A 21,198-nucleotide genomic window follows, 5' to 3' on the forward strand; every position below is an offset into this window, starting at 1 on the left:
CAATGCACATTTCTGCCAGTCTCTTGCCCAATCCTCCGCAGTGCTGGAGAAAATGCCTTTTTTTGCGCACACTATGCGCAGCAGAAAGAGGTGTAAAAAATGAGCGAAATGAACTGTGGGCCGCTGTGCCGGCAACTGACCGAAAAAATCAAACTTCTGAAAGATAAACAAAATATTATTCAGGATGTGACGCTGCTGTACAGCACCAGCCCCTGTCCGCGCACGCCGGTGATGTATCACCCCGGTATCATTATTCTCTTTTCCGGGCATAAAACCGGATACCTTAACAATCGCACTTTTCGTTATGACGCGAATGAATATTTGCTGCTGACGGTGCCGTTGCCATTTGAGTGTGAAACCCAGGCCTCGGCGGACAATCCATTGGCGGGGATTCGTATCAATATTGATGTGCTGCAGTTGCAGGAGCTGTTGATGGAGATTGGCGAAGACGACGCTTTTCGCCCGGTTCAGTCGTCGAGCGGTATTAATTCCGCGGTATTGTCCGGGGAGATTCTGTGTGCGGTGGAGCGTCTGCTGGATGCCCTGGAGCACCCGCTGGACGCGCGGATTCTTGGCAAGCAGATTGTGCGCGAAATCCTCTACCATATTTTAACCGGCCCCTGCGGCGGCGGTCTGCTGGCGCTGGTCAGTCGCCAGACCCATTTCAGTCTGATAAGCCGGGTGTTGCGCCAGATAGAAGCCCGCTACACGGAAAATCTCAGCATCGATCAGCTGGCGGCGGAGGCCAACATGAGTATCTCGGCGTTCCACCATAACTTTAAGGCGGTGACCAGTACTTCGCCATTGCAGTATCTGAAAAGCTATCGGCTGCATAAAGCGCGTTTGCTGATGCTTCATGATGGTCTGAAAGCCAGCGCCGCCGCGATGCAGGTTGGCTATGAAAGCGCCTCGCAGTTCAGCCGGGAATTTAAACGCTATTTCGGCACCACGCCGGGGGAGGATGCGGCGCGGATGCGCGAAGCGCAGGGGATTGTCGAAACGCTGGCCCGCTGAGACGCGGGAGGCAGGCCTCTCCTGGGGCCTGTCAGGCGCTGACTTTTTTCTTCAGTACCACAAACAGGGTGCCTAATAACCCGGCCACCAGCAGCGCTACGGGCAGAATCATCAGGAAGGTCATCACCTGATCTTCATGGCGTTTGACGAAGGGGATCATACTCAGCGCATAACCGATGCTGGTGATGGCGCCGACCCATAACAGGCCGCTGAGCCAGTTGAAGAACTGAAAGCGCCGGTTGGGCAGACCAGAGATACCGGCCATGGTCGGCAGCAGGGTGCGGATAAAAGCCAGGAAACGTCCGGCGAGCAGCGCCAGCAGGCCGTGGCGGTCGAACATGAAGGTCGCCCGCTGGTGATAGTGGGCCGGGAGCTGTTCCAGCCAGCCTTTTACCACCCGGGTGTTGCCCAGCCAGCGTCCCTGGATATAGCTGAGCCAGCACCCCAGGCTGGCGGCAACGGTCAGAATGGCGACGGTCGGAATAAAATCCATCACCCCGCGCGCCACCAGCGCGCCCGCCAGCAACAGCAGACTGTCGCCGGGCAGAAATGAGGCCGGCAGCAGACCATTTTCCAGAAACAGTGTGGCGAACATCACGCCATAGACAATCCCGACAACATGCGGGTCCGCCAGCGCAGCGAAGTCGTGTTGCCAGAGCGCAGCGACAATATGTTGAATGACAACCATGGGTAATCCTGTGGAACAGCTGGTTTTAACTATTGTGTACTCGAATGATTCGCGTTGCAGGACAAAACGACCGGCGTTTTTGCGCAGCGCCAGGCGCTGTTTATGGGCAAAGACCGGTATAACCAGCGCGCCTGCGACCTGAAGTCTCATGAGTATAACCGTAAATGGCCCGGCACTTCTTGATCCCGGGCGCATCTCATGGTGTCTTTTGGCATCCCTCACTGTTAAGTGGGGTGTCCACCGCTGGCAACTTTACCCGATACGCTGCAGCCCTGCTGCTAAATCTGCAATTAAATCGTCAACATTTTCTAAACCAATGTGCACTCGCACCAGAGTGCCGGTGAAATCGACCCCTCCGGCAGGGCGAATGGCGGCTATCTCTTCCGGCTGATTAGCGAGGATCAGCGACTCGAAACCGCCCCACGAATAGGCCATGCTGAAATGCTCGAAGTTATCGAGAAAGTGGGCGTACTGCTGGTCGCTCAGGCGCTGTTGCAGAATAAACGAGAACAGACCGCTGCTGCCGGTGAAATCCCGTTTCCAGTATTCATGGCCGGCGCTGCCGGGCAGAGCCGGGTGGTTGACCCTCGCCACCTGAGGCTGTTGCGCCAGCCAGGCGGCGATTTTCAGGCTGCTCTCCTGATGCTGGCGCAGGCGTACCCCCAGAGTGCGCAGCCCGCGGCTGGTGACATAGGCGGTATCGGCATCCACCATTTGCCCCATCAGATAGGCGTTTTCGCGCAGTTGATCCCAGCCGCGGGCGTTGGAAACCGCAGTGCCGATCATGGCGTCGGAATGGCCGACCAGATATTTGGTTCCCGCCTGAATAGAGATGTCGATACCGAATTCCAGCGCTTTAAACAGGATCCCGGCGGACCAGGTGTTATCGATCATGATGATCGCCTGCGGCGCTTTGCGGCGCACCGCCTGGACGATCGCCGGAATGTCGTGTACTTCCATGGTGATCGAGCCGGGAGACTCAAGAAACACCACCCGGGTATTGGGCTGAATCAGCGCCTCGATGCCGGCGCCGATTAACGGGTCGAACCAGCCGGTGGCGACGCCCAGTTTCGCCAGAATACGGGTACAGAAATCCTGACTTGGCTCATAGGCGCTATTGGTCATCAGCACGTGATCGCCCTGTTCGACGAAGGCCAGAATACTATTCGCCACTGCCGCGGCGCCGCACGGGAACAGGGCGCAGCCGGCGCCGCCTTCCAGCTCGCACATCGCTTCCTGGAGCGAGAAGTGGGTCAGGGTGCCGCGGCGTCCGTAAAACAATTCTCCCTGCGCCCGGCCGGCGGTGGCGCGTTTTTTGGCTTCCACCGATTCAAAAACCAGCGAGGAGGCGCGCTGGATAACGCTGTTTACCGATCCCTGGGTATAGCGCTTACTGCGCCCGGCGTTGACCAGCGCTGTGTCGATATGCTGTTTACCAGCCATGTGGTATTGCTCCGTATATACGTCTGGATGTCTAAACATACGTTATCACGCACGTCCGGGAAAGGCAGCGGGGTTTTTGTATTACGGATAAAAAAGGCATAAATTCATCAACAGCGTTTTTTTACTGTGCCATCGCAAAGAAAATGAGAAGAAAGTGCTTCAACATGTAAATAGTAATGAGAACTACTATCAATTCGATGCTTTTTTGATATCATTAGCGGTAATTTGTCTCTTTTTTCGTGCCGGAGAGTTAGCGTGACAGAAAATTTGATGCAGGCGGATCTGTCCGTCTGGGGGATGTATCAGCACGCCGATATCGTCGTTAAAGCGGTGATGATTGGCCTGATCCTGGCGTCGGTGGTGACGTGGGCGATTTTCTTCAGTAAGAGCGCGAAGCTGATGTCCCACAAACGCCGCCTGCAGCGCGAAAAACGCCAGCTGGCGACCGCCCGTTCGCTGGATGAAGCCAGCAAAATGGCCGATGGGTTTGGCGGACACAGCCTCAGCCGTCGCCTGATTGACGAAGCGCAAAATGAACTGGAGCTTTCCGAAGGCTGCGAAGATAAGGAAGGTATCAAGGAGCGCACCAGCTTCCGTCTTGAACGTCGCGTGGCGGCGGTAGGGCGCCATCTGGGGCGCGGCAACGGCTATCTGGCGACCATCGGGGCTATCTCTCCGTTTGTCGGGCTGTTCGGCACCGTATGGGGGATCATGAACAGCTTTATCGGTATCGCGAAGACGCAGACCACCAATCTGGCGGTGGTAGCGCCGGGTATCGCGGAAGCGCTGCTGGCGACCGCCATTGGTCTGGTGGCGGCGATCCCGGCGGTTGTGATTTATAACGTGTTTGCCCGCACCATTGGCAACTATAAAGCCAATCTCGGCGACGTCGCCGCCCAGGTGCTGTTGCTGCAGAGCCGCGATCTGGACCTCAGCGCCAGCCGTCCTGTTCCCGCGCCAGCCCAGCCGGTTCGCAATAACACCCAGCAACTGCGCGTGGGGTAATGGATTGTGGCGATGCATTTTAACGAAAATCCGGACAGCGATAGCGAAATGCATGACATCAACGTCACGCCGTTTATCGACGTGATGCTGGTGTTGCTGATCATCTTTATGGTGGCGGCGCCGTTGGCGACGGTGGATGTAAAGGTTAACCTGCCGGCATCGACCAGTCAGCCTCAACCGCGTCCGGAAAAGCCGATTTATCTGTCGGTGAAGGCGGATAAAACCATGTTCCTCGGCAACGAAATAGTGACCCGTGAAAACATGGTGGATTCGCTGAATACGCTGACGGAAGGCAACAAGGAGACCACTGTGTTCTTCCGCGCCGATAAAACCGTCGACTATGAAACCATGATGAGCGTGATGGATGCGCTGCGTCAGGCCGGTTACCTGAAAATCGGTCTGGTCGGCGAAGAGACCGTGAAAGCGCAGCAGTAAGCTGCCCACCTTGATCGGATAAAAAACCGCTGTCGTAAGGCAGCGGTTTTGTTTTTATTGCCATTCGCCTGTGCACCAACGGTTGCGCATGGCAAAAACGCTATTTATCCGATGACGCCTGCCACAGGTTAAGCTGGCCGTCCGCGACGTGCTGGTCAATACGCTGTAATTCATCCGCGGTGAACGTCAGATTCTGTAATGCGCCGACGTTTTCCTCCAGTTGTTCCGGACGGCTGGCGCCAATCAGTACCGACGTCACCCGCAGGTCTTTCAGCAGCCAACTGAGCGCCATTTGCGCCATCGACTGTCCACGCTGTTGGGCCATGTCATTAAGCAGGCGCAGGCTATTCAGATTGGCTTCGCTGAGCATATTTTCCGTCAGGCCGCGCACTTTATTTTTTTCGGACTCCATCCGGGAGCCCTGGGGAATACCGTTGAGATATTTACCGGTCAACAAACCCTGGGCCAGCGGCGTGAAAGCGATACAGCCCACGCCGTTTTGCTCAAGGGTATCCAGCAGGCCGCTGTGATCCACCCAGCGGTTCAACAGGTTATAAGAGGGCTGGTGGATAAGCAGTGGAATTTTCCACTGTTGCAGTAGATCTGCCATAGCCTGAGTGCGTGACGGTGAATAAGAGGATATCCCCACATAAAGCGCTTTGCCGCTGCGTACCGCCTGCGCCAGCGCGGCGGCGGTCTCTTCCATTGGCGTATTTTCATCAACCCGGTGGGAGTAGAAAATATCGACATAATCCAGCCCCAGCCGCTTCAGACTCTGGTCGAGGCTGGCCAGCAGATATTTGCGCGAGCCGCCGCTGCCATAAGGCCCGGGCCACATGTCATAGCCCGCTTTGGTGGAGATAATCAGTTCGTCCCGGTAGCCGGCAAAGTCTTCGCGCAACAGGCGGCCAAAGTTGGTTTCCGCGCTGCCGGCAGGGGGGCCGTAGTTATTCGCCAGGTCAAAGTGAGTGATGCCGAGGTCAAACGCTTTTCTTAACAGCGCGCGCTGGGATTCCAGGGGGCTGGTGTGTCCGAAGCTGTGCCACAGGCCAAGGGACAGGGCGGGTAGACGCAGGCCGCTGCGTCCGCAGTAGCGATAATGCATCTGTTGGTAGCGTTCTGGAGCCGCAAGGTAAGACATGATCTCTCCTTCTCAATGGGCATTATTTGAAACGGCGTTTCTATCTTAAACCTGTTTGCGCAGACAACAAGCGCGTAGTGTCTGGAATGTGGCCTGGGTTTGCCAACCACAGGGTAAGTCCGGGTGCTTATGCATAACCATAAGGAATGGAATGTTTTTCTTCCGGCCTGGCGATGATTTTGTCGACAGTCAGATATTGTGGCAGGCTGCCTCGATTTAGCTTAATTTCCCGTAATCCCACGTTTTGCTAAACAGAAAATAAATTATTAACCATATTTTTTAAATTTTAATAAAAATCTTTAACAAATCCTGAAAAGTGCTATGTTAATCACGCCCCGAGCATTCACCTGCACCGGGTTGGGCAGGGTTGCCTGGTTTTTATGATAATTAATTGATTGTTATTGGGATTTTTGCGCGCAGGGGAGTGGCTCCAGGGACAGTGATAATAATGAAATTGAGGCAGAGAACAGATGAGGAAGTATGGTCTTGCCACGCCCTCGACCAGGCGCCTGGAAAAGGGGCAAAAGGCACACGTCGCAGAACAAAACACCGTTGATGTCCTGTTAATCGGCGGCGGCATTATGAGCGCTACCCTGGGCGCTTTTTTACAGGATCTCCAGCCGGACTGGTCCGTTACCCTGGTGGAGCGACTGGACGGTATCGCCAGAGAGAGTTCCAACGGCTGGAACAATGCCGGAACCGGGCATTCCGCGCTGGCGGAACTCAATTACACGCCGGAAAACCCCGGCGGCGCGGTTGATATCACCAAAGCCATAAAAATTAACGAATCTTTCCAGATTTCACGCCAGTTCTGGGCATGGCAGGTACGCAATAACGTTCTGCGCAATCCTTCTTCCTTTATCAACAGCGTGCCGCACATGAGCTTTGTGTGGGGTGAAGAAAATGTCAACTTCCTGCGCAAGCGTTTCCACGCCCTGCAAAGCAGCACTTTATTTCAGGGGATGGAGTACTCCGAAGATCCGCAGCAGATTCAACAGTGGATCCCTTTGATCATGGAGGGGCGCGATCCGCAACAGAAGGTCGCCGCGACCCGCATTCTCGGGGGAACCGATGTTAACTTTGGCGAAATTACCCGCCAACTGGTGGCCTCGCTGGAGAAAAAGTCGCAGTTCACTCTCAACCTGAGCACAGAGGTGCGCGCGATGAGGCGCAACCCGGATAACAGCTGGCGGGTGACAGTGGCGGATCTGAAAAACAATGGTCGGCGTCGTGACATTAACGCGCGTTTTGTCTTTATCGGCGCCGGCGGCGCTTCCCTGCGCCTGCTACAAAAGTCCGGTATTCCCCAGGCCGCCGGGTATGCCGGGTTCCCGGTGGGCGGTGAATTTCTGGTGACTGAAAACCCTGAGGTGGTCAATCGCCATCTGGCAAAGGTGTATGGTAAAGCCTCGGTCGGGGCGCCGCCGATGTCGGTGCCGCATATGGATACCCGGGTACTGGACGGCAAACGCGTCCTGCTGTTCGGGCCGTTCGCCACCTTCTCCACCCGCTTCCTGAAACAAGGCTCTCTCGCCGATCTGTTTGCGACCATCAACGGTTCGAATCTGTTGCCAATGGCTCACGTCGGGCTGGATAACTTTTCACTGGTGAAGTATCTGGTCGGCCAGGTACTGCAAAGCGATGAAGATCGTTATGAAGCGCTGTGCCAGTATTACCCGGACGCCAGAGCGGAAGACTGGCGGCTGTGGACGGCGGGCCAGCGGGTACAAGTGATCCGTAAGGACGCGCAAAAGGGCGGGGTGTTGCGCCTGGGGACTGAGCTGGTCAGCAGTGATGACGGATCCATTGCGGCGCTGCTCGGGGCATCGCCGGGCGCTTCGACTGCGGCGCCGATTATGCTGAATCTGCTGGAAAATCTGTTCCCCGAGCAGGTGGCGAGCGCGGCCTGGCAGGAAAAACTGCGCCAGATAATTCCTTCCTGGGGAATTGAGCTTAACGGTAACCCGCAAGCCGCCAGCGAAGAACTGCGCTACACCAGCGAAGTCCTGCAACTGGATTTGCCGCTACCTGGCAGCCGCGCCGGGCAGGCGCCGCTCCCGGATCCGCGCATTACGGCTGCGCAGCACGAACCGCTGGCGGATATCGCGCTGTAATGAGAAGGCCGCCGGTAGCTTAAATCGTCAGGCAATAGATACCTGCTTATTATCATCAGTGGGTGAGCGGATTAATTAAGCCCTGGTGTTATTGCCAGGGCTTTTGTCATCGGAGCGCGCGACAAAAAAATGGCGCGCCAGTCATGCCTGACGCGTCGTTCTGTGGGTATCGCGGCAGTATCAGCCGTTAATGACCTTATCAATATCCGCCGCGTCGTGACGCTCGGCCAGGAAAGTGCCGGGATCGCCGGAGGTGCGGTTAACGATCCGCCCCCGCCGCACTGCCGGGCGATCGGCTATCGCGCGCGCCCAGCGCATCACGTGCTGGTAGCTGGCGGCGTCGAGGAATTCGGCGGCGCCATATACGTTACCCAGCACCACGTTACCGTACCACGGCCAGATTGCGATATCGGCAATGCTGTAATCGTCACCGGCGATGAACGGATGATCCGCCAGTTGGCGGTTCAGCAGGTCAAGCTGGCGCTTGGCCTCCATGGTGAAGCGATCGATAGCGTATTCGATTTTTACCGGCGCATACTGGTAGAAGTGGCCGAAACCGCCGCCCAGATAGGGGGCCGATCCCTGTAGCCAGAACAGCCAGTTCAGCGCTTCGGTGCGTCCAGCCAGATCCTGCGGCAGAAAACGGCCAAATTTTTCCGCCAGGTAGAGCAGAATGGCGCCGGATTCAAATACTCGCAGCGCCGGTTTTACCGAGCGGTCGAGCAGCGCGGGAATTTTTGAGTTGGGGTTAACCGCGACAAAGCCGCTGGAAAACTGATCGCCTTCGCCAATGCGGATCAGATGAGCGTCGTACTCCGCGCCGCTTTCACCGGCGGCCAGCAACTCTTCGAGCATGATGGTAACTTTCTGTCCGTTCGGGGTCCCCATCGAGTACAACTGCAACGGATGTTTGCCGACCGGCAGCATGGCTTCATGGGTGGCGCCGGCAATCGGGCGATTGGTTTTTGACCAGACGCCGCCGTCCTGCTGATTCCAGGTCCAGACCCGGGGGGGCTGATAGTGGTTGTCAGACATAAGTGATTCACCTTGTTTCTGATAAGGGGGGATGATGGAGAAGTGTAGCAGCCTGGCGCTGACAGGCGTATCAGATCTGTGCGCCGCTCTGCATCGGTGATATTACCCCCTTATCCGGGCGGATAAGGGGGAGCATGGTTACTCGACCAGCAGCGGTTGCTGATCGGTGGCGTGGTTGACGCTGGCGCCGGAGACGCTTTGCCACCATTTTTTCCACAGTTTCTCGATATTATCAATGTGGTAGCGCTGCGCGCTGCGCAGCGCCTGGCGGCGTAGTTCCGCCTGCTGCTGTGGCTGGCTGATCACCTCCACCAGCGCCGCGGCGAGCGCCTGTTCATCTCCCGGGGCGACCAGCCGACCGGCGGCGAAGTTTTCCAGCAGATCCCGCGGACCGTATTTGATGGCGAAACTCACCAGCGGCGTGCCGTAGCTCAGGGATTCGAGTCCGAACAGCGACAGCCCCTCCTGACTGGAACACAGTACTGCGCAACAACTGGCGCGCTGGAGCGCCAGCCGGTCGGTGGAGAAACCGTGAATGAATATATTTTTTTCCAGCCCCAGGCGGTTAACTTCCTCCTGTAGCGCGGCGCGCAGCGGTCCGGTACCCCAGGTATGTAACTGCGCGTCCGGCAGGGTTTTGACTACTTCCGCGAAGGCGCGCAGCAGCAGGTCGTGCTGCTTTTCCGGCGAGTAGCGCGCCATGTACAGCACGCGGGTACTGTTTTCCCGGTCGGCTTGCGCTTCTGACAGCACATTATCCAGGTGGTTGGGGATCACCCGCAGCCGATCGCCAGGTACCCCTTCCTCAATCAGATCGTTATGCTGTTCGCGGGTCTGAATCAGCAGATTATCCAGCATCAGCGGATCGTTAATCAGATGGGCATAGCTCCCTTTCAGGCTGCCGTTAGGGTGGCGGTGGGTGCTGTGGATGAACGCGCTGATGGTCACATTCAGGCGCTGGCGCGGCTGCGAGCAGACGAACTCTTTCCAGGCGAGGTTTTTGTCCACCACAAAGTGCCAGCGCGTCTGTTTATCGAGGCTGGCCTCCAGCACAAAAGCGCAAAATGCCGCCTCGCTGTTAAAACGGCGCAGGCCGTGTCCCGGATCCAGAAGCTCAATATGGGTCAGGACATTTTTCCCGAGGCGCGCAGCGTAATATTTGCGCGCCAGCGCCTCACCCTGGTCGTTGTACAGGGTCTGAATGCGGGCGCCGTCCTCGTGTTGTTCGCTGGTGTGGGTTATCTCCCCCGGCGCGGCGCGCGGCGCATCGCCGGCGGTTTCCAGCGGTTGGATAAGCTCGCGCTGGCGCAGGGTATTCAGCAATGCCCAGACGTTGCGTACCTCAACCGCGCCGGGGAGTTCGCCGCTGGCTTTCAGCGCGGCGACATTTCCCGGCAGCGCCGGATCCTGTACGGAGGTAATAATTTCCGGCACGATACCCAGCCGTTCGCTGAACAGTCTGGCGCGGCGCAGTATGGCAACTTCAATCCCGTTGCCCACTTTGCGCAGGTTTTCACACAAGAACACCACCCGCTGGCGCTCCGGCGCCGCTTGCCGCTGTGCCGCCGGCGCGTTCTGCTTCAGGTATTTGCTGTAGGCCACATAGCCGGACAGATAGTGCTCCACATCGTCGATACGCACCCGGAAGCTGTGGTGGCGAATAAAAAAACTGCCAACAATGCGCGCCGGATTTTTAAAGAACATCGCCAGCTCCGGCCAGAAAAAGCCGTTGGCCAGGTAACGGGCGCGCACTTCCAGCGCCTGGTAGAATTTATCGATGTCGAAACCGTCCAGCAGGTGGCGATGCTGAGATTCCGCCAACCGGGTCAGCATACGCTGGGCCGCCATCATCAGTTCCAGCAGCGTCGGGTAGGTGGTAATGCGCTGCAGGACGAAATCCAGATAGTCGCGCACGTTATCCAGTCCGAAGCGGAAGTAGCGCTCCTGGGGCCGGTACAGCGTCAGTTCATTGATGCAGTAGCTTAGCCAGTGGTCATGGGCCTGCCAGTGCTTCTGGATAATAAAGTAGTCCACCGCCCGCTCGACGATAGCCAGCCAGCGCGGCTCCCGGGTCAGGCCGTAGAGGCGCATCAGGGAGAAGGTGGCTTCGCCGTCATAGTAGATAATCCGGTGCGCCGCTTTCAGGGAAAGATCCCCGGCGTTCAGTACATGAACGAAGCCGCCGGTATCCGGGTTCTGCATAAAAGCGATGCCGTTCGCCAGGCGCGCCATCTGTTCCAGATAACGCTTATCCCCGGTCAGTTCGGTGTACTTGGCCATGGCCAGAATACATACCGCATTGCCGCCGAGCTTGATTTCATCTCCGGTATCGATCAAAAAGTCGGCTTCGCTGCCGTCCGGCAGCGTTCGGGTCTGGATCAGTTCACTGCACAGATCCTGCAGAGCGCGTTCAATGGCGGCGAAATGCTGCGGGGAGCGGGTCAGTTCCCAGCCTTCCAGCAGGGCGTAGGTGGAGCTGGCGTGGCGCAGCGCATTGTAGGACGGAATCGCCCTGTCGAAACACGGAAACCAGCCGTAATGATAGCGGCCGCTTTTCTGTACCTGGCGAGCCAGATAGTCAGTGGCGCTGTCGATCATCATCGGCAACTGTTGCTGCCAGTTTTCCAGCTCCCGGTAGCCGGCGTTTTTGCCGCGAAACTCAATCGGGTAACAGGCCGCGCCATCGCTGAATACCGCCCGGGTGTTGAAGCGCCAGAGGGTTTGCTGGTCATCCTGCGGCCAGGCGAGTTCTGTGGCGAAGCGCTGGCGGCCATAGTGGGCGAGGTTGGCGTCGTTAGGCGTCGCCACGCCCTGCGTGCCCTGGTAGAGCACGGCATTGGCGGCGATCTCCTGTTCCAGCATCGCGTGATGGAAGTCGGCGTCAAAGGCGAGGCCGAAACGGAAATAGTTACGTTTGGTTTTACTGAGTTTGTCGCGCAATTGCGCCCAGCTCAGCGCTTCGAGCTGGAAAACCACGTCCACGCGTAACCAGATGGGCTCATGCTGTTGCTTTTTACGCCACGCCTGAAGGGCGCTGGCGCCTTCCTGCCAGGCCCGGGAAAAATCCTCTCCCCGGGCGATGTGTACCCGCGCCCGCTCTTTTCCGCTGCTGATACTGAAAAACAGCACCACGCCGGGGTGGGGGGAAGGGAGCGCGTTCCCGGACAACTGTTCGGCCCCTGGGTAGGCGCTGGCTAATAACTGGCTGAGTGACATGCATTAATCTCCTGAGCGCCTGGTCCGTCAGGCTATGTCATTGGCCATTGCGGTGGATTTGCGGTTAGCGCAATGGCCATAATCATGCCGCCGGGAAAAACCGACGGCTGGCTGAGCGGGAACTATCGTTCTCTGAGCGCTTCTTTGGCCCGGTTAAAGGGTTTAATCAGGTAGTCCATCACGGTTTTTTCGCCGGTTTTAATATCCACCGTGGCAATCATCCCCGGCACAATGGAAAACTGTTTACCGGTTTTATTTTGCAGATAGTCATGGTGGGTGCGAATAAATACCCGGTAATAATAGACTTCAGGCTTGGCTTCATCCTGGATTGTGTCTGGTGAAATACTTTCCACTTCCCCGGCCAGGCCGCCGTAGATGGCGTAATCGTAAGCGGAGATTTTCACCAGCGCGGTCTGCCCGGGATGGATAAAGGCGATATCGCGCGGCGACAGGCGGGCTTCGATCAGCAGCCGGTCATCCACCGGGACAATCTCCATCAGTTCGCCATTGGGCGGGATAACCCCGCCGATAGTGGTGACCTTGATGTTTTTAACGATCCCGCGCACCGGAGAGCGAACGGTTAAGCGCGCCACGGAGTCCGAACGACCTTTAATGACCGACTGCAGGGTATCGACCTCGGCGTTAGCTTTGGCCAGATCTTCCCGGGACTGGACATAATACTGGGAACGCACATCGATCAATTTCAGTTCCAGATCGGACTTCTGGCGCTGAAGACGTAAAACCTCAACCTGACTGGCGGCGCCGGAATTGGCCAGTTTACGGGTAATCTCCAGCTCGCGATTCACCGCATTCAGTGAATCTTTAAGCCGGTTTTCGGTTTCGGCAAGCTGACTGCGGCGCAGGTTGTACAGGCGCGTTTCCGTGGTGACCAGCGCTTTATACGGCGCCAGTTCTTCCGGGAATTGCAGCGGTAAATCGTTGACTTCGGCATACATCCTGGCGCTGGCGGCCAGCGCGGCGCGATAGCGCGCGGTACTTTCGCCAACGTTGGACTCTGAGCGGGTCGGGTCCATGCGCGCGACGACCTGGCTGGCATCCACCATGGTACCTTCACGCACGTAGAGCGCCGTCAGAATACCGCCGTCCAGGGACTGCAATACCTGTTCGCGGGAGCTGGGGATCACTTTTCCGGTACCGGTAGAGACTTCGTCCAGAACGCCAAACCATGCCCAGACCCCGGCGGCTAAAAACAGCAGAAACGCGGTGAAGACCACGCGACAGGCGCGGTTGAGATCCCGCTCTTCTCCGGCGGGAAGCGCGAGCGACATATCAGGCTGACTGGATTTCATTGCTGGCCTCCTTGTGGCGTGCCGGTTCGGCAGTACGGGCGATTGCCTGATCTTTCGGCGCATCCATCACCAGTTTTCCATCCTTGAGTACCAGAACCCGTTCGACCAGTTCCAGTACCGCGGCGCGGTGGGTGGCGACAATCAGGGTACGCCCGGCCAGCCACGGTTTCAGGCGCTGCAGGAATTCCCGTTCGGTATGATCGTCGAGCGCGGCGGTGGGTTCATCAAGCAGCACGATACCCGGGTTGCGCAACAGCATACGTGCCAGCAGGATTGACTGGCGCTGGCCGCCGGACAGGCCGGTACCGCCCTCCATAATCGGATGATTTAGCCCCTGCGGCAGGCGGCGTACAAAATCCACCGCCGAACACATTTCCAGTATCCGGAAGATATCTTCATCGGTGGCTTCCGGCGCCCCCAGCGCCAGGTTTTCACGCAGTGTGCCGTGGAACAGCCGGGCATTCTGGGTCAACAGTCCGACATTGCGCCGCAGGTCGGCGATATCAATATGGGGCAGGCTGAGGTTATCCAGACGTAGTTCGCCTTCCGCCAGGTCGATACCGCCGACCATGGCCTGTAACAGGGTGGATTTTCCGGCGCCGTTGCGCCCGAGAATGGCGATACGTTCCCCGGGCTGAATGTCGAGACGGGCAATCTGCAACTGCGGCTGTTCCGCGGCGCCCGGGTAGCGAAAGACTGCGTCTTTAAAGTGATAGTGGCCATACAGCACCGGGCAGGGAATACGCTGTTCATCGGGGCCGTTTTCGGCGGGCAGGCGCATGATGTTATCCAGCCCGGCTTTAGCGGCTTTCACCTGTTGCCAGCGGGCGAGAATCCCGCACAGCGCGGTCATCGGGCCGATCATCCGCGAGGAGAGCATCGACGCGGCGACCACGGCGCCGGTGGTCATATCGCCCTCAATCACCCGCGGGGCGCCAAATAATACCGCCGAGGCATAAACCAGGCTTTGCACGCTGGTTCCCCAACTGGTCAGGGCATGGGTCAGTTTACGGGTGCGGATCCCGGACTGCGCGGCTATCTGAATATAACTGTTCCACTGTTGCAGAAAGCGATCTTCGGCCTGCATCAGCTTGATGTCTTCGATGCCCTGCAGACTTTCCACCAGCACCGCATTGCGCAGCGTCGATTCGTGTACCGCCTGGTTGGCCAGCACCGCCAGTTTACGCTGCGATAACAACCCGGGTAGCAGCATCAGCACCACCGCCAGCGGCGCAATCCAGGCCAGTTGCGGCGAGACGATGACCAGTACCAGCATAAACAGCAGGAAGAACGGCACGTCGGCGATCGCCGTCATGGTGGTGGAGGTGATCAATTCGCGCATCTGTTCCAGATCGCGCACCTGGGCGATAAAACTGCCGGTAGAGCGGGGAATAGCGCTGTTGCGCAGCCGTAGCGCGTGGCCGAATACCCGGTCGGAAATACGCATATCGGCCTGTTTACCTAACAGATCGGTGATATGGCCGCGCAGTTGTTTAAAGATGAACGCGAAGATGATGGAGATAATGACCCCGCTGAACAGCACATACAGGGTAGGGATTGACTGCGCCGGAATCACCCGGTCATAGACCTGCATCGAAAATAAAATGCCTGACATTGCCAGGGTATTAACAATCAGCGAGGCGGCCAGAATATGCCACCACGGCTTGAGATTTCTCACGACCAGCTTACGCATCCAGTCGGGAGTAAAATTGGCCAGATAGAAGGCGGTGCGGGCATCTTTCGGCATCCCGGCCGGACGAAAAACCGCGACCTCTTTGATAGCCGGCAGCAGTTCGGACAGCGACAGGGGGCTGGTCAGGGTGGTGTCGCCGCTGAACTGGATGTTGACCTGGTCTTCGCCGTCAAAACTTTTGATAACGCCTATCTGGCCGTCGTTAAGCTGGACCGCCAGCGGCAGGCGCCAGGCCGAGATCTCCTCTTGCGCGCCGCCCGGTTGCTGGTAGCCCAGCCCGGCCTGGCGGGCCAGCGTGCCGAGGGCGTCGGGTAAAGGTTGATCCTGCAGCCAGCGGGCGCTGGACTGTAGATTTCCCGGCGAGAAGCTAATCCGGTAATGGGTCGCGATAATGCTGATAGCGCGTACCCAGCCCAGCAGTTCGCCGGCGGAAAGAGGCGTCGTGGTGCGATCGAGAGTGTCAGGAGTCATGGCTGGATCTCCACGCCCTGAATTGACTGATTATTCAGAGCGAAAGCCTGGCGAATTTTTCCGGTGCTGTACAGGCAGTCCAGTTGCAGGCTGCGTAGCTTGCTGATGGTCTGCTGTTCAGAAAAGCGGGTCTGGTAGATCTCCTGCTCGACGTTAAGCACATCCAGCAGCGGGCGGGTGCCCAGTTGTAAATACTGATCCTGGTAGAGCTGACGGGTCTCTTCCCCGAGTTTCTGCTGACGTTGCAGGCTGTTCAGAGACAGGGTTAACCCGGACGCTTCATTACGCGCCTCATCGAGTTGCTGACTGGCGGTCAGGCGCGCGCTTTTCAGCGACGCATTGGCCGATTCCAGCGTGTGTTGGGCGGCGTTGCGCGCCGCGGTTAAACCTCCCCCCTGGTAGAGGGGCATTTTTACCCGCACCCAGGCGGAGTACTGGGTACGATCCTGGACGTCATGGTTGGCGTAGCGATCGTTCAGATAATGGGTGACTTCTGGTTCCAGGGTAATGGTCGGCAGCAGCTCGGCGTTGGCGCCGTCCAGTTGCGCCGCGGCCTGGTTGGCCTGCGCCCAGGCGGCCAGTACCGACGGCACTGGCTGGTCGTCGGTGGGTGTCGCTTCGCAGGCTCTGGTCAGACGGTTGGGGAAGTCATCACTGACCCGGTTGACGGTTTGCCAGCCCAGGTAGCTGGCCAGTGAAGCACGCCAGCGGTCGAGGCTGGCCTGATACTGGATCAGCGTAGCCTGCGCCCCTTCGATACGGGTACGGGTTTGTACCACGTCGGACAAGTTACTGGCGCCCTCGTTGTTGCGCTGTTCGGCCAGGCTGGCGATGCTGTTCAGCGCGTCGAGCTGCTCACGGGCGATGGTCACCAGTTGCTGGTAGCCCTGAACCTGTACCAGCGTCGCCGCGACATCGTGGGCGGTGTTATCAATGCTCAGCAGAACTTTAGCCTGCTGCATGGCGACCCCGGCGTTGGCTTCCCGCACCGAGCTGGACACCTTACCGAAGTCATAAAGTAACTGGGAAACGGACAGTACCAGCGATGGGCTGTAACCTTTGTAGCCGTAGTTATTGGTCACGCCGTTGTTTACCCCGCCGCTGATTTGCGGGTAATAGCGGGATTCCGCCACATTCACCTGTTCCTGGGCCTGAAAGAGTTTGCCCACTTCAGTACTGATATCCGGATGCCAGGCCGCTGCGCGTTCCACGGCGCGATCGATACTCAGGGTTTCGGGAACCGACTGGCTGGCGACATCGGTGACTCGCCCCTGAAGGCTGGGAAGGTTTTGTTCCGGAACCATGCGCTGAGCGCTGATTGTGGGTTTTTCTGGTTCTTCCGCGGTAGATGGCGGTGTCAGTATCGACGCACAGAATAGCGCGCCGGTGGATACAACAAGGCGGGTTATGCCGGTTTTACGATCGTGTTTAATGCTCATAACTTCTTCCTGATCGTGAGTCTTCTAAAAATGTGCAGCCATCGGTAGGCCGGGACTCCCATTCACTGTCTCCGATTCCCGATGGCGCACCAGATTATTTCCCGTTCTTTGCCGGGTTGTTTACTGCTATGCGGCACTTCCCTGTGCCATGGTTTTGGTGTTAATCAGAGGTCTGGTTGTGCTGTAACAGCTCATCCAGTGTGACGTTTACCCCCTCCAGAGTGATCAGTTGTGTTGACTGGAACTGATCTCCGGCGCCATCGCGGTCGATAGACACCACGGTATCGCCGGACTCGGTGTGTTCTACCGAGACGTAGTTACCGATGGTGTTGCTATCGCCATCCCAGCCCTGCAGCAGTTCGTCGACGTTGATATGGTCGCCTTCACTGGTGGAGAAGTCGGTCCACTTGTTGTCAGTCCCGTTGCCGCCCGTGGCGTCGGTGGCATCCAACAGTTTGAAGATGACCGTGTCCTGACCGGCCTCCAGCGTGTAGGTCTCGTTACCGGCGCTGCTGGTAACCGCGTCCTCATGGCTGGTTCCTTCAATGACCGGGGTCAGGCTCTCTCCTTGCAGAGCCGAATCCGCCAGGACACTGAAGCTGGTGGTCTGGACATCGCCGGTCAGATCGACCGTCAGCGTCGCGTTGCTGGTCGTACCGTCCACCGCTTTCAACTGATAGTTGAAAGTTTCATCGCTGGTAATCGCTGAAGCCGACTGACCGTCGTTGAGGGTGTAGGTGTAGTTCCCGTCAGCGTCGATAGTCAGTGAGCCGTACAGGCCGGTAATCACTGTATCGCCGGTTAACGAGACCTCCGTACCATTCACACTACTGACCACCGTACCCGCCGGCGCCGTATCGTGACCCACTCCGCCACTATCTCCATCGAGTACGTTGCCGGTGACGCTGGCAGCGTCAGTCAACGTGGCGTGAACGATGTCGGAAGTAACGCTCAGCGTATAGGCCGAGGCCAACGCCAGACCACTGTCTGCCTGCAGCAGAACCACATAGTTACCCGATGGCAGCGTGAGGCTCAGGGGGCCGGAATTGCCGGCGAGCGCCACGATGGTCAGCCAGTTGTTGACGAACTGATACTGTTCGTAACTTCCGGAGGTGGGGTTCTGTTTGTAGATATACAGGTCATAGGTCGTGGCTATCGACACCCCGACTGCACTGGCCTGGATGGTCAGTGAGCGCGTGGTGTCATCTGCCACCGTGAATTTGGCCTGATTCTGCAGGTTGATGGAGGCATCCAGAACGCTACCCAGCCCAACATGCGCCAGCATCACGCCGGTAGTTGTTGACGGATCGTTGACTGTATCGTGCTGTGAGGTGGTGACCTCAAGCTGCGCTACGTCATTCACCGCGTTCAGAGCCGGCAGGGCCATGTTGATAGTCAGGTTTGCCGTACCGGTAGATCCATCCGGCGCCTTCAGGTGATACTGGAAGGTTTCGCTACCAGTAATCTGCGACGGCGACAGACCCGGGTTCAGGGCATAGGTGTAATTGCCCTGCGCGTCGATGGTCAGCGTACCGTACTGGCCGGTAATCTGCGTGATACCGCTGGCGTTGACCGACGAACCGTTGACGGTTTCGACCACGGTTCCTGCCGGAGCCGTATCCGCACCGCTACCGTCCGCCGCGCCGCTGATGACGTTACCTGTCACGGTACTGAGCGCGGTTTCCTGAGTGATGGTGATATCAGAAAGCACGTTCAGGGTGTAGGTAGACAGCACCGCCAGCCCGCTGTCGGCCTGCAACAGGAACAGATAGTTACCGGTCGGCAGGGTGACAGTCAGTTCGCCAGAGGAACCGCCCAGCAGAGGCGCATTGAGCCAGTTATCGACATATTGATACTGGGTGTACTGCCCCGAGACGGCGTTGTACTGGTAGATATACAGATCGTAGGTTGATGCTACAGAGACACCCAGCGTTTCAGCCTGAAGAGTGAGCGTGCGCGAGGCATTTTCACCCACCGTGAAGCTGGCCTGGTTCTGCAGGTTAATCAGACCGACGTTCAGTACGCTACCCAGACCGACGTTAGCCAACAGGGCACTGGAGGTGCTGGAAGGACCATTGTCGGTTTCTGTAGCCGTCGTAGCTATCTGCAGTGATGCTGTGTCAGCCGCGGTCGGGATGGTGTCCGTATCCGCATCGGCGTCAGCGTCAGCGTCAGCATCTGCGTCTGCGTCAGCGTCAGCATCTGCGTCTGCGTCTGCATCTGCATCTGCGTCAGCGTCTGCATCCGCGTCAGTATCAGCGTCAGCATCTGCATCAGCATCAGCATCTGCATCTGCATCTGCATCTGCATCTGCATCCGCGTCTGCATCAGCATCGGCATCGGCATCGGCATCCGCGTCGGCGTCTGCATCGGCATCCGAATCATCAATCAGCGTCAGATCGATGGTCAGCGTTGCGATACTGGTCGAACCATCCACACCTCTCAGCTCATAGCTGAACGTTTCATCGCCAGTCACTGTCGAAGGCGTCAGGCCAGCATTGAGGTTGTAGGTATAGTTCCCCTCCGCATCGATAGTCAGCGTACCGTACTGGCCGGTAATTACTGTATCGCCGGTCAACGCCACCAGTGTACCGTTGACACTGGCAACGACAGTACCTGCCGGGCCGGTATCGTGACCGGTACCGCTGCTGTCTCCGGTGATGACATTACCGGAAACGCTGGCCGCGTCAGTTAACGTAGAGTGAACAATATCTGTGTTGACACTCAGCGTATAGGCCGTTGCCAGAGCCAGTACACTATCCGCCTGCAGCAGGAACACATAGCTTCCGGACGGCAGTGTCAGGGTCAAGGTGTCTGAAGTACCGCCTATCAGCAATACGCTCAGCCAGTTGTTGACGAACTGATACTGTTCGTAGCTACCGGTGGTTTCGTTCAGTTTATAGACATACAGATCATAGGTCGTGGCTATCGACGCGCCAAACGAGCTGGCCTGAACGGTCAGTGTCCGCGTGGTGTCTTCCGCTACCGTGAACTGCGCCTGGTTTTGCAGGTCGATGGCGGCATCCAGAACGGTGCCCAGCCCGACCTGTGCCAGCATTACCCCACTGACGGATGACGGATCATTCACCGTATCCTGTTCGGAGGTAGTGACATCAAGCAGCGCCACATCACTCACTGCATTCAGAGCAGGCAGGGACAGATCAATGGTCAGATTTGCTGAACCCGTGGAGCCGTCCGGCGCCTTCAGCTGATACTGGAAGGTTTCGCTACCAGTAATATCTGACGGAGACAGGCCGGCATTCAGGGTATAGGTGTAATTACCCTGAGCATCAATGGTCAGCGTACCGTACTGGCCGGTGATCTGCGTGATACCGTCAGCATTGACTGCCGTGCCGTTGACGGTTTCGACCACGGTACCTGCCGGTACAGTGTCAGCTCCGCTACCGTCCGCTGCGCCGCTGATCACGTTACCCGTGGCGGTACTGAGTGCCGTTTGTTGGGTGATAGTGATGTCAGACAGCACGTTCATGGTGTAGGTGCCCAGAACCGAAATCCCTGCATCCGACTGCAGCAGGAACAGGTATTCCCCTGTCGGTAGCGTGATTTGTAACGGATCGGATTGACCACCCAGCAGCGGAACGTTCAGCCAGTTATCAATGAAGTTGTACTGGACGTACTGTCCGGTAGACGCATCGAGTTTGTAAACATACAGATCGTAGGTTGCTGCGACAGCAACACCACCGCCTACCGCCTGAAGCGTCAGGGTACGCGAGGCGTCCTCACCCACGCTATAGCTGGCAGGGTTCTGGCCTTCAAGCACAGAGACATCGAGGATTGTGCCCAACCCGACGTTGGCGAGCGTCGTATTGGTGGTGCTGGACTGGCCGTTGTCGGTTTCTGTGGCGGTTGTCGCTATCTGCAATGCGATTGTATCGTCAACCGCGAGTACGGAATCGGAGTCCGAATCCGCGTCAGCGTCGGCATCAGTGTCGGCGTCGGCGTCGGCATCAGCGTCCGCATCCGCATCTGCGTCGGAGTCCGCATCGGCGTCGGCATCGGCATCGGCATCAGCATCGGCGTCAGCATCCGCATCCGCGTCGGAATCCGCATCGGCGTCGGCATCGGCATCAGCGTCGGCATCAGCGTCCGCGTCGGCATCAGCGTCGGAGTCGGCATCGGCATCAGCATCAGCGTCCGCATCGGCATCAGCGTCCGCGTCGGCATCAGCGTCGG

At 57.8% G+C, this 21,198-nt stretch carries 14 protein-coding genes; 5 read left to right on the forward strand and 9 right to left on the reverse strand.

The window, feature by feature from the left end:
• The first annotated feature begins 108 nt into the window (after window positions 1-108).
• Entirely contained in the window at window positions 109-1,014 is a 906-nt protein-coding gene (locus AQ981_RS07155) for an AraC family transcriptional regulator (RefSeq protein WP_058911091.1), read from the forward strand.
• Between the two features lie 31 nt (window positions 1,015-1,045).
• On the opposite strand, the gene yghB is transcribed toward AQ981_RS07155, so the two are convergent.
• Entirely contained in the window at window positions 1,046-1,702 is a 657-nt protein-coding gene (gene yghB / locus AQ981_RS07160) for a DedA family general envelope maintenance protein YghB (protein ID WP_058911092.1), read from the reverse strand.
• Window positions 1,703-1,756: 54 nt separating this feature from the next.
• Here yghB and AQ981_RS28410 point away from each other — a divergent pair, with 54 nt between their 5' ends.
• On the forward strand, window positions 1,757-1,885 hold the full coding sequence (locus AQ981_RS28410; RefSeq protein ID WP_275935295.1) for a hypothetical protein: 129 nt from the start codon (window positions 1,757-1,759) through the stop codon (window positions 1,883-1,885).
• Between the two features lie 69 nt (window positions 1,886-1,954).
• On the opposite strand, the gene metC is transcribed toward AQ981_RS28410, so the two are convergent.
• Window positions 1,955-3,145 carry a cystathionine beta-lyase gene (metC, locus tag AQ981_RS07165; protein WP_058911067.1) on the reverse strand — a complete coding sequence of 397 codons (1,191 nt, stop codon included), beginning with the start codon at window positions 3,143-3,145 and terminating at the stop codon, window positions 1,955-1,957.
• A 255-nt stretch (window positions 3,146-3,400) separates the two neighbouring features.
• On the opposite strand from metC, the gene exbB reads away from it, so the two are divergent.
• Together exbB and exbD are read left to right on the forward strand one after the other, a co-directional pair.
• On the forward strand, window positions 3,401-4,150 hold the full coding sequence (gene exbB / locus AQ981_RS07170; RefSeq protein ID WP_121500624.1) for a tol-pal system-associated acyl-CoA thioesterase: 750 nt from the start codon (window positions 3,401-3,403) through the stop codon (window positions 4,148-4,150).
• Between the two features lie 6 nt (window positions 4,151-4,156).
• Complete coding sequence (exbD, locus tag AQ981_RS07175; protein WP_058911069.1) at window positions 4,157-4,585, forward strand: TonB system transport protein ExbD; 429 nt, start codon at window positions 4,157-4,159, stop codon at window positions 4,583-4,585.
• 100 nt (window positions 4,586-4,685) lie between these two features.
• Here the strand turns inward: exbD and mgrA are convergent, their stop codons facing one another.
• Window positions 4,686-5,726, reverse strand: coding sequence for an L-glyceraldehyde 3-phosphate reductase (gene mgrA, locus AQ981_RS07180; protein WP_058911070.1), 1,041 nt, complete (start codon window positions 5,724-5,726; stop codon window positions 4,686-4,688).
• Window positions 5,727-6,196: 470 nt separating this feature from the next.
• On the opposite strand from mgrA, the gene mqo reads away from it, so the two are divergent.
• Entirely contained in the window at window positions 6,197-7,840 is a 1,644-nt protein-coding gene (gene mqo, locus AQ981_RS07185; RefSeq protein WP_058911071.1) for a malate dehydrogenase (quinone), read from the forward strand.
• A gap of 180 nt (window positions 7,841-8,020) precedes the next feature.
• On the opposite strand, the gene yghU is transcribed toward mqo, so the two are convergent.
• From yghU to AQ981_RS27585, 6 genes are all read right to left on the reverse strand, one after another.
• Entirely contained in the window at window positions 8,021-8,875 is an 855-nt protein-coding gene (gene yghU, locus AQ981_RS07190) for a glutathione-dependent disulfide-bond oxidoreductase (RefSeq protein WP_058911072.1), read from the reverse strand.
• Window positions 8,876-9,013: 138 nt separating this feature from the next.
• Window positions 9,014-12,091, reverse strand: coding sequence for a glycosyltransferase (locus tag AQ981_RS26845; protein WP_082683159.1), 3,078 nt, complete (start codon window positions 12,089-12,091; stop codon window positions 9,014-9,016).
• A gap of 122 nt (window positions 12,092-12,213) precedes the next feature.
• A complete protein-coding gene (locus AQ981_RS07200; protein ID WP_058911073.1) occupies window positions 12,214-13,401 on the reverse strand; it encodes an HlyD family type I secretion periplasmic adaptor subunit in 1,188 nt (395 codons plus the stop codon).
• Window positions 13,382-15,565 carry a type I secretion system permease/ATPase gene (locus AQ981_RS07205; RefSeq protein WP_058911074.1) on the reverse strand — a complete coding sequence of 728 codons (2,184 nt, stop codon included), beginning with the start codon at window positions 15,563-15,565 and terminating at the stop codon, window positions 13,382-13,384. The genes AQ981_RS07200 and AQ981_RS07205 overlap by 20 nt, the downstream gene beginning before the upstream one ends.
• Entirely contained in the window at window positions 15,562-17,004 is a 1,443-nt protein-coding gene (locus AQ981_RS07210; protein WP_058911075.1) for a TolC family outer membrane protein, read from the reverse strand. Before AQ981_RS07210 ends, AQ981_RS07205 begins: the two co-directional genes overlap by 4 nt.
• Window positions 17,005-17,164: 160 nt before the next feature.
• A partial coding sequence (locus tag AQ981_RS27585) for a beta strand repeat-containing protein (RefSeq protein ID WP_154675910.1) occupies window positions 17,165-21,198 on the reverse strand: 4,034 nt, incomplete at its 5' end.

Origin of the sequence: Entomohabitans teleogrylli, from assembly GCF_001484765.1 — a bacterium.
In the GTDB taxonomy this organism is placed as follows: Bacteria; Pseudomonadota; Gammaproteobacteria; order Enterobacterales; family Enterobacteriaceae; genus Entomohabitans; species Entomohabitans teleogrylli.